Annotated in this window: 9 protein-coding genes; 6 read left to right on the top strand and 3 right to left on the bottom strand. The window is 41.4% G+C overall.

Annotated elements, in window-relative coordinates; all coding sequences use genetic code 11:
* Positions 1–271 precede the first annotated feature (271 nt).
* Entirely contained in the window at positions 272–2,068 is a 1,797-nt protein-coding gene (locus O9290_RS19615) for an N-acetylmuramoyl-L-alanine amidase family protein (RefSeq protein ID WP_288058916.1), read from the bottom strand.
* 111 nt (positions 2,069–2,179) lie between these two features.
* On the opposite strand from O9290_RS19615, the gene O9290_RS19610 reads away from it, so the two are divergent.
* The 5 genes from O9290_RS19610 to O9290_RS19590 all read left to right on the top strand — a co-directional run bounded on the left by O9290_RS19610 (position 2,180) and on the right by O9290_RS19590 (position 7,420).
* Positions 2,180–2,389 (top strand): hypothetical protein, encoded by a 210-nt coding sequence (locus tag O9290_RS19610; RefSeq protein WP_288087410.1) that lies wholly within the window; start codon positions 2,180–2,182, stop codon positions 2,387–2,389.
* A complete protein-coding gene (locus O9290_RS19605) occupies positions 2,380–2,814 on the top strand; it encodes a peroxiredoxin (RefSeq protein ID WP_002761836.1) in 435 nt (144 codons plus the stop codon). Before O9290_RS19610 ends, O9290_RS19605 begins: the two co-directional genes overlap by 10 nt.
* Before the next feature lie 316 nt (positions 2,815–3,130).
* Positions 3,131–4,135 (top strand): glycoside hydrolase family 10-like protein, encoded by a 1,005-nt coding sequence (locus tag O9290_RS19600; protein WP_288087407.1) that lies wholly within the window; start codon positions 3,131–3,133, stop codon positions 4,133–4,135.
* 225 nt (positions 4,136–4,360) lie between these two features.
* Positions 4,361–4,786, top strand: coding sequence for a hypothetical protein (locus O9290_RS19595; RefSeq protein WP_288058910.1), 426 nt, complete (start codon positions 4,361–4,363; stop codon positions 4,784–4,786).
* 12 nt (positions 4,787–4,798) lie between these two features.
* Positions 4,799–7,420 (top strand): N-6 DNA methylase, encoded by a 2,622-nt coding sequence (locus tag O9290_RS19590; protein ID WP_288058908.1) that lies wholly within the window; start codon positions 4,799–4,801, stop codon positions 7,418–7,420.
* Between the two features lie 124 nt (positions 7,421–7,544).
* On the opposite strand, the gene cruG is transcribed toward O9290_RS19590, so the two are convergent.
* Positions 7,545–8,732 carry a 2'-O-glycosyltransferase CruG gene (gene cruG, locus O9290_RS19585; RefSeq protein WP_190357768.1) on the bottom strand — a complete coding sequence of 396 codons (1,188 nt, stop codon included), beginning with the start codon at positions 8,730–8,732 and terminating at the stop codon, positions 7,545–7,547.
* Position 8,733: 1 nt separating this feature from the next.
* Positions 8,734–9,648 carry a gamma-carotene 1'-hydroxylase CruF gene (gene cruF / locus O9290_RS19580; RefSeq protein ID WP_066029696.1) on the bottom strand — a complete coding sequence of 305 codons (915 nt, stop codon included), beginning with the start codon at positions 9,646–9,648 and terminating at the stop codon, positions 8,734–8,736.
* A 153-nt stretch (positions 9,649–9,801) separates the two neighbouring features.
* Between cruF and O9290_RS19575 the strand changes: the two genes are divergently transcribed.
* On the top strand, positions 9,802–9,957 hold the full coding sequence (locus O9290_RS19575) for a hypothetical protein (RefSeq protein ID WP_288058904.1): 156 nt from the start codon (positions 9,802–9,804) through the stop codon (positions 9,955–9,957).
* The last annotated feature ends 419 nt before the right edge of the window (positions 9,958–10,376 follow it).

Genomic DNA, 10,376 nt, shown 5'->3' with positions numbered 1-10,376 from the left:
ATGATATCAGCGAGACTTGGAAACTATCTCATCAAATTAGTTCCCCCATAGAACCCCCTTGAGCCATCTGGCACACTTTTCTCTTTTTGTCAAATTTTATGTTAAGAAAGATGTGACTAATGGATAGCTTATTAAGGGGGGCAGGGGGGATCCCCCCGCCTATCGGCACCCCCCTTATTAAGGGGGGCAGGGGGGATCGAACCTAAAATCCATTTTTAATTTAATTATAACCAGCTACTTAAGCTTATCTCCCTCGGATTGCCATTAAATTTTAACTGGAAGCAATTACCCCAGATTGTTGAAACCATTGGCTAATTCCGGCGGCTAAAACTTGCGCTAATTGTTTTTGTGCCTGAGTATCGGTAATCCATTCAAATTCTTGAGGATTACTCATAAATCCTAACTCTAATAACAATGAAGGACTACTATAGGGACGAGTTAAAGCTAAATTATTCCAAAATACTCCATAGGAAGGACGGTTAAGATTTTTGGTTAAATAATCGTGGAGAAAAACTGATAAATCCGCTGCCTGGGGATGATACCAAAATATGCCAATTCCTTGAGTATTTAAGGCATCTCCATCATCAGGTAAAGCATTATAGTGAACTGATATTGCTAGGGTTGGTTGCAGATTATTAATCATCTCTACTCGTGCCGGTAAAGATAAGTCTATGTCAGTTTCTCTGGTTAAATAAACTGTTGCTCCCAATTTTTCTAACTCCCGTTTAATTAATTTAGACATAACCAAATTAATCTCTTTTTCTGTGTAACCCGTCGGACCGACAGCGCCGGTTTCTTTACCTCCGTGTCCGGGATCTAATAAAATAACTTTGCCCTGTAAATTATCACTTTTTTCCGGGGGATGACGCAGGGTTAAGATTAAATTTGTCCCCTGGTAACGAAGACTATAACCCCACTGTTGTTTTTGGTTAAGATTAAAAGTGTATTCTATCGTGGTCGGGTTGATTTGTCGCCAATCTAAACGTCTGACCAAAGGATTATCCACCAGAAAAATTGTATCGGTTTGGGCAATGGTATTATAAAGGGTCAAAATAAATTTATCATCCTCTTGTGCCACGGCGATGGGTACAGGATGGGAGAGGGGGAAAATAATTTCCGTTGCTTGATTGATATTGCGAGAAGAGAGACCACGAATATTAGCATTATCTAGGACTTCATTAACCATTAAACGGGTTTCTCGCTCTAAAATCCAACCACCATAATCTAACCGTAACCAATCCCCTTCTTTCCCAGTGACTCTCGCTTTCGTGCCTTGGGGTAAAGGAGTTAAACGGGAATAATCACTACCCGGCCCCGTGCGCGCTACCCCTTGGTCCGCTATAATTTCAATCACTGGTAAATTTTGATCGCTAATAATGTTAATTTCTCCTTGACCTTGTTGACTAATCGATCGATTATTTAATTGTGCTGTAAAAATAGGTTTTCCTAAGTTAGCCTCTTGCTTAAACTGCTGACAACCTCGATAGTAACCAGTTTTATCCTGGGAATTCGCTTGATTAAGATTAGTTAAAACTGCGGCATTACTAGGCAGTTTTGTGGTTTGAGTTTGGGGTAAAAGAGGCAGAATTTTATCTCCTAACTGCACAGAAACCTGAGCTTGGGGAGTGGCAATCGCACTAAAACAAATCCATTCCCCCACTAACCTCGTCCTATGGACAGAAGGACTGAGAGAGTTATCAGCAAAAGCTAATCCTTGGGGAATAATTGCTTGAGTATCTCGACGAATTATTTGACGATTAATAGTTTGGTTTTGATAGCGAATAGTGAAATTATTTTCGCCAACTTCTAGGGGAAAACTAGGGGCAAAATATCCTTTAGCACTGCGTTGAATCGGTTGATTATTGAGCAAAACTTGACCCGATGGAGGAGCAGAACCAATAAAAAAGATTCTAGCGGCCGTGGTTTGATGATTATCGGGAGGATAAACAATCATTAATGAGGTAGATTTAGCGCTGATACTGTGATAAAAACCGATTAATAGCACTAAACCCCAACCAATTAAGATATTTTGCCCAAAAGTTCTCACTTTTAACCAGAATGTCCCCATATTATCCCCCTCTTAGCTGACAAATATTATCCTAAGACAAATTCTGGAGGTTTGTTGTTCGTCTTCTAAGCTGTACTGTATTTAAACTGCCTGTTGAACATTGTAGTACAAATGCTCGAACCCCCATCACCCCATCACCCCGTCACCCCATCACCCCATCACCCCGTCACCCCATCACCCCATCACCCCACTTCCCCATCTCCCCATCACCCCATCACCCCACTTCCCCGTCACCCCACACCCCACACCCTGTTTTTGACCCTCATCCCTTATGATCAAGATAGATTAACTTTTGTAAAGGAATCGGAGTTATGGCTTTAACCGTTGGAACAATCGCACCGAACTTTACCACCACCGACGATACTGGAAAAACCGTTTCCCTGTCGGATTTTCAAGGTAAAGTCGTAGTTTTATACTTCTATCCCAAAGATGATACCCCCGGCTGCACCAAGCAAGCGCAAAGCTTCCGGGATAACTACGAACAATACCAAGACAAGGAAATAGTAGTCTTCGGGGTGAGCAGGGATGACCAGGGTTCCCATGCACAATTTAAAGAAAAATACGGTTTACCCTTCCAATTGCTCGTAGATACCGATGGTGCTATCACCAAAGCTTATGACGTCGATGGGGGTGGCTATTCTAAGCGCGTCACCTATATCATCGATGCAGAAGGCAAAATTAGCCATGTGGATGACAAAGTGAATACCGCTAGTCACGCATCGGATATTCTCTGTGTAGTCGGTTAATTTTTCCTAAAATCTTTTCTGGGTGTGTTAGGGGAGCCTAATACACCAGGTATCTATTTTTTAGTTCACTGATAATCAGTTTTTAATAACCGGATTTAGTATAACTAAATAGGTCTTGCTGATGATGAACTGAATATTAAAAATCGGACTAAAATAAGTGGGTGGGTGGAATTAAATATAAGATGAACGTAGGTTAGGTTGAAGCATGAAACCCAACGCCTGCATGGGTTACGCTACCGCTAACCCATCCTACAAATAATTTGGCCTCCCTACTTAATACTATTATCAAATATCTTGGTGGGATTAATCGGCAATCATGGTTAAGTTTAGCAAGTACCTAAAGAGGCTTGGGATTGTTGCTGGAGTGGCTTTTTTGTTGTTGGTTACTCACCGAGCGGCTCCCCGAAAGGCAGTGGAAAATGAGCAGATGAAGGGGGTTTGGTTAACCAATATTGGCACGATATTGTTACATCACACTACGTCCTTAGACGAGGTGTTAAATCATCTTTCGCGAGCGGGTTATGACCGGGTGTATTTTAGTGTTTATGGGTTTAGGGGAACGCTTTATCCGACTTCCCAACGTCCGACGAATTGGTTGTTTGTGCCGCCGTTGAGCAATCCCTGGAGGGCAGCGGTTAAGGAGTCTTTACGGCAGGGTTTGAAACCATTTGCTTGGTTTGAGTATGGTTTGATGTTATCCCCTAAGGATCCCATTGCCAAAAAGCATCCGGATTGGCTATTAAAAACGCCCGCAGGGAAGACGGTGGTGGAAACCAATGTCTGGTTAGATCCGGCGAATCCGCAGGTACAAGCCTATCTTTTGGGGAATATGGAAGATATTTTAAAAGAAAAAGATTTGGCGGGGATTCAGTTAGATGATCATTGGGCAGTTCCGCGTGTTTTTGGTAATAAAAGTCAGGCTTTAACGAATTTAACCCGCAAGTTGCACGATCATGTCAAGGCGATTAATCCCAAGTTGGTGGTGAGTCTTTCGCCTAATCCTCACTCTTTTGCGGTGAATAAATATAATCAAAATTGGTTGGCTTGGGTGCGTCAAGGGATTGTGGATGAGGTGGTCTTACAGATCTATCGGAAAACTCCCAATCAGGTGGCGGCAAGTCTTTCGGGATCGGGACTGGCGACAGCTTCCCGGTATGTGCCGGTGGGGGTGGGTTTATATGCGGGTTGGAATCCTGATTTTTCCTTAAAGGGTTTACAAGCTCAGGTGAGGACGGTGGAGCAGCAGGGTTATGGCTATTCGTTATTTTGTTGGGAATTTGTGGTCATGCGTCATCTTTTTAATCATATTCCTCAGTTTTAAGTAGGTAGGCTAGTATAATTAAGGGTGTTAAGTAAGTGGTTCTAATTAAATAGAAGATAGATTTTGCCTTCGATCTCCCCCTGCCCCCCTTAATCCCCCCTTGATAAGGGGGATATTTGACAATTTTTAACATCTACCTACTTATCTTGTGGGGAAATGATTACCTTGTCATCAAAAATTAATATATTTTTAAGGCTTACGATCTAATTTTTTGCTTTTACTAAAATGTCAAATGTTATTGAAATTGTCAAAAACTTAGCCAATAGAGAAGCCAAGCGCACTGAAGCCGATATACAAGCTGGCATCAGGGATTTATTACTTCAAGCTGCACTAGATCTCGATGATGAAGATCTTGATGTAAAACTTGAATCTCAATTGGGTGATCGCCGTAGAATTGATGTTGAAGTAGGATCGGTAGTCATTGAAGTCAAAAAAGATTTACGGAAAGCGAAAATTCTCGCTGATGCGATAGAGCAATTATCGGGCTATGTCGCAGTTCGGACGCAGCAAACGGGACAAAACTATATTGGTATTTTATCGGATGGTTTGGAATGGCGGTGTTTTCATCTCAAACCATCAAAGGATTTTGTTGAAGTCTCTAAACATTTAGTAAATGCAAATAATCCCGATGCCGATAAATTAATTGCTTGATTAGATGGTGTTTTGGCAACAAAGCAAGACGTTATTCCTACTCCAGAAGAAATCAATAATAAGCTGGGTGTAGAAAGCTCTTCCTATGCCATTAATCATGCAACTTTATTAAGTTTGTATGAGGAAAACAAAGAGCTTCCTACAGTAAAAATGAAGCGTCTATTATGGGCGAAACTTTTGACGACAGCGTTAGGTAGTCAATTCAAAGATAGTGATGAATTATTCGTTGAGCATACGTTACTGGTGAATGTATCTGAAATTATTGCTCATGCTGTTTTAGGTCTAAATGTTAATGATTTATCGCCCGCTTCTCTTTTATCAGGTTCTCAGTTTGAGATTAGCGGTATTTATGGCGTAATTGAAAGCGACTTTTTTGATTGGGTGATAGAAGTGGAGGAAGGTGATATTTTTATTCGTTCATTAGCTCGTAAAATTTCTCGTTTTAATTGGGGGGAAGTGGCCTATGACATTATGAAAGTCTTATATGAATCAATCATTGCTCAGGAATTAAGAAAACAATTAGGAGAGTATTACACACCAGACTGGCTGGCGGAGGCTATTGTTGAAAAAACAATTAAAGACCCCTTAAATAAGCGTGTTTTAGATCCGTCTTGCGGTTCTGGAACTTTCTTGTTTCATGCGGTTAAAAATCTTTTTAAAAAAGCAGCGCAAGAGAAATTGTCTCTGCGTGAATCTCTTGAAACTTTGGCAAGGAATGTTATTGGCTTTGATATTCATCCAGTCGCAGTGACGTTAGCTCGTGTAACTTATCTTTTGGCAATTGGTCGTGATAATTTGACTAATCCAAGCAGAGGGGAAATTAATATTCCTGTTTATTTGGCTGATTCTATGCAATGGCGACAAAAGCAATATGATCTATGGTCAAGAGATCACGTCATTATTGAAACGGATAGTGAAGGACAGTTATTTAAATCGGAGTTACGTTTTCCCCATGAGCTTCTAAAAAGTTCCCATACTTTTGATGAGCTTGTAAAAGAATTAGCAGATAAAGCTACTCAAAAAGATTACGGTAAACCGATACCTTCTTTAACGGGGGTATTTCGGCGATTAGCTATCCCTGAAAAGTTTCATGAGACGATTAAAAGTACATTTTCCGTTATGTGTGAACTCCATGAAAGCGGACGGGATCATATTTGGAGCTATTATGTGCGTAATTTGGTCCGTCCTGTTTGGTTGAGTTTGCCGCAAAATCGGGTTGATATTCTAATTGGAAATCCGCCCTGGCTTTCTTATCGGCATATGCCTAAAGAGATGCAACAATCATTTAAGGAAATGAGTGAAGAGCGCTCACTTTGGCATGGGGCAAAGAATGCCACACATCAAGATCTTTCAGCATTGTTTGTCGCTAAAACTATTGAAACTTATTTGGGTGAAGGTGGCAAGTTTGCTTTTGTGATGCCTAATTCAGTAACGGATAGAGAATATTTTGGAGGATTTCGAGAGGGGAATTATTGCCTAGGGAAAGGAGCAACAACATACGTTGAATTTGCAGAATCTTGGGATTTACGAAGACTAAGACCCCATTTTTTTCCTAGAGGTGCATCGGTTATTTTTGGTAAGAGATCTCAAAAACCTGTAAAAATGCCTTTGATTGCTGAATATTGGACAGGAAAAATCAACGAACCTAAATCATCGTGGAGCGTGATTAAAAAATCACTTAAATTCCCTAAAGAAGAAATAAAAATAGGCTCAGAAAATAAAATTTCTCCCTATCATTCCCAATTTTCACAGGGAGCTACAATAGTTCCTAAAGTTCTTTTATTTGTTGAAGAAAAAATATCTAGTCCGTTAGGTTTAGCTTCTGGACGTAAGTTAGTTCAGTCAAAACGATCTGCTAATGAGAAAAAACCCTGGAAAGATCTTCCTACTTTAGAAGGAACAATTGAAAGTGATTTTATCAGACCTTTATATACAGGAGCATCTATTTTACCTTTTCGTTGTCAAGAACCCGAATTAGCAATTATTCCCTGGAATGGAAAAGTCTTAATGGATGGAGAATCTGAATTAATTGATCTGTATCCTGGCTTATGTGCTTGGTGGCACAAAGCAGAAGAAATATGGGATGAATATCGAACTAATGATCGATTGACCTTACTTGAAAGAATTAATTATCAAAAAGGATTATCCCAGCAGTTTCCTATACCAAAAGAAAGAATTTTATATGCAACCTCTGGAATGCACATTTGTGCGGCTAGATTATCCAATAGACAAGCTATTATTGATAGTAAACTGTATTGGGCAACGACTGAAGGACTAGAAGAATCCCATTATTTATGTGCAATCTTAAATGCAGAGATTACAACTTTAGAAACTCGTCCTTTAATGTCCTATGGAAAGGATGAAAGAGACATACATAAGCACGTCTGGCAACTTAACATCCCTAAATTTAATCCTCAAGATCAATTGCATCTTAAAATCTCACAAATTGGTCAAGCCCTAGAAAAAGATATTTCTCAACTTGAATTGAGAGATGTTTATTTTGCTAATATTCGTCAAGATATTAGAAAATATATAAGAAATAGTAGCCAAGGGAAAGAGTTGGAAAAATTAGTAGAAGAACTTTTACTTGCTAAAAAAGTGATTGAAACCGATGCCACCAAGGTTACTGATTAGATCAATCAACAACTCCAAACCTTAAATATTCAAATTTAATAGGGAAAAATTATGCAAACTTCATAAAAGAAACCCTTAAAGTTGGGTTTCTACGAAACTTCTGAGGGCCTTCACCCTAACATTTTTAATACAATCGACCGCGCCAACTTTGGGGACGGGTAAAAGCAGAAATAAAAATGCGGATAACTGCCAGCGGATCCGCTAGGGGAGATAGCCAAAATAATCCCGAAGATAGATTGACTTTTTCGCCCCGATAGTAGCTAGGAGAGACAGCCAATAAAAGGGCAAAACGAATCAATAACAGCAGCAGGTTTAAAGTCAAGACAATTTTTAAACTCAGGAAATCGTAGCCAAAAATCAAAGCTGTGAGCAGTAAGGGCGTGATAATTATCGGTAATCCCTGAGTAAGAGCTAATAAAGCTAAATCGCCCCATAATTGCCCCTGATAGGAGGCATCTTTGAGGTCAAGAGATCTGCCCCATTCGCGCCAAGTTTCCTTGAGTCCTTCGTACATCCGCACGCGAATCAACTTCGCCCCATCGAGAAATCCCACCCGATAGCCTTTCGTCGCCGCTAGACGGGCCAGGGTGACATCATCGCAAAAAGAACCTTTTGCCCCGCTATAACCGTCTAAAGCCGCTAAAACTGACCGCCGACAGAGAAAACATTGACCATTGGCCATCACTCTTTCGGGATCTTGCTCGCGCACTCCGGCCGCATCAAAGCGATAGAGCAAAGTCATCAATAAAGCTGGCTGTAACCACCATTCTCCCGGATAGGAGAGGATAAATTGCGGCGACAGGGAAACTAAATCGTAACCTTCTGCGATCGCAGCTTTAACTAAACTGGCGACTAAATTTGCTTGGGGTTGGGTATCGGCATCAATGCCCAAAATCCAGTCACTTTTAGGAGAACTAAACAAAAAACCATTGTGTAACGCCCAGGGACGACCTACCCAATCGGGGGGCAAAGGATAATCGGTTTTCAAGCGAAAGCGGGGGTCTTTTGCCGCTATCTCTTTGACTTTTTCCCGCGTACCATCTTGGGAATTGCTATCGACAATCAGAATTTCTCGCACTTCGTAACTCTGTTGACTCAATCCCCGTAAACAACCGTCAATCCTGGCCACTTCGTTTAACGTCGGCACAATCACGCTTACTGTCCCTAACATCTCCGGGGTGGGGGGTTGGGGAGTCAGGGGAGGACGACGACGCGCCCCTTTTAGCAGACGGGAAAGAAGGATAAAAAAGGCAACAGCCTGAGACAGCAGTAGCCCCAGGCAGAATGCACCGAGAATTATCTCAGTTAACAACTTATTTGGCTCCTCTCACCGAAACAACGGGGATTTTTAGGGTTGTTACTTCGCTTGTCGGCACTGTTTGCCCGGAAGCAACAGCCTTGGCGCGATTGTAGAGGAGTGTTAAAGGCAGAATACCGGTGAGTAATCCTAAGAAAATCGGCGGATAAATACCGGCACCCATACTCATGACCGTAGCAAAGCCAAAATTACCCAAATACATCACAAAAGGCAGGGTTAAATCTTGACTTGGCAGTTTCACCGGTTGCACTTGCCAAATTAAAGTGGCTACCGTCATAAAAACACAGCCCGTGCCAAACCAACCGGCAAAATTTTCATAGGGCATCCCAAAAAAAGCCCCCGGTTGTTCCCAAATCCAGAAGGGGATGGTAGTTTGACTCATGGCCGGATCTAGGACAAAATCCCAGGAAGTTAATAATACCGCCCCGATAGCGATCGCTCCTAGATTTTGTAGCCACTGGGGTATAGCAAGAGTGGATAAACCAACACGAGCGATGATATAGGCACTAAAACCGAGATAAAACCAAGATAGGGGGATAGTAAAGGGTACTAAACCCGCAATTTTGTAACCTAAGCCCGAAAGATAACGATAATGACCGAAAGGAAAGCCGGTACTGGTTCCTAATAGTTCGCTACAAAGGGATAAACTGATAGCGGGAACCATGAATCCTAACCAGTGCCACACTCCTAGAGTCCGATAGGCATAAACAGCCACCGCTGCCATTCCTAACACCATATACACCACACCCCCCCCGGCCATTGACCAAGCAAAGGCAGTTTTGCCAAAATCTGGTAAATTGGCCACAAATTCGGGATGGGGCAAAACTAGCAACAATCCCGCTAGTCCAAAAGCCATCGATACAATATGACCGATGAGCAGAGCTTTTTCGATCGCAATTAGTCGTCTCATTAAATCTCTAGCACTGCGAAGGGATAATCATTTTCAAGTTTACAAATCTTTATTAAAGAATTATTACGCAGATCGGTCACTTTCGGCAAAAAAGTTTTACAGGGGTTAGGGATTTGCCTGTAGTGGTGGTTTAGGAGTCCCTAGGCAGTCCCGATGAAAAAATTTTCACCCCCACAGATGAAAGAGGTTTCTTTCCCCACACCCTACACCCCACACCCTACACCCCACACCCCACACCCTCTTTCAAGTCAGGAGAATCAAGAACGAATAATAATCAATCAAATTGTCTATTTAGAGATTTTGTGGTAGTTTATACTTAGTTTTTTCATTTTTTCAACCCCCAAAAATTAATTATGCAAGGGGCAATGACTAAAAATGCCTGAAAATATAGCGTTTCCCAATCTCATGAGGTACACCAAAATCTTAACTCCCGAATCCCGAATCCTGAATCCTGAATCCTGAATCCTGAATCCTGAATCCTGACTCCTCAAAACCTAAGACTCTGTACCTCACAACTATGGGAATTGCTATATATGTTAAAAATGATGCTTTTAGCCCGAAAAAAAGGTTCTTCGGTTTGTGTTATGTAATGGACGGGGGTTATAAGGGATGAAACCCTTATATAGAAAGACATGGCTGCGATTTTTGCCAATTGTTTTCGATCTAGAACGAGCTAATCAATTAAGTCTCTTGCCAGATAAGGATTTAGTCGATTTATGCCCCCTGCT

The organism is Microcystis sp. LE19-41.2A, assembly GCF_027530405.1.
Classification (GTDB): domain Bacteria; phylum Cyanobacteriota; class Cyanobacteriia; order Cyanobacteriales; family Microcystaceae; genus Microcystis; species Microcystis aeruginosa.
The sequence above is the reverse complement of the archived record's forward strand: the minus strand, read 5'-3'. Positions and strand labels throughout refer to the sequence as shown.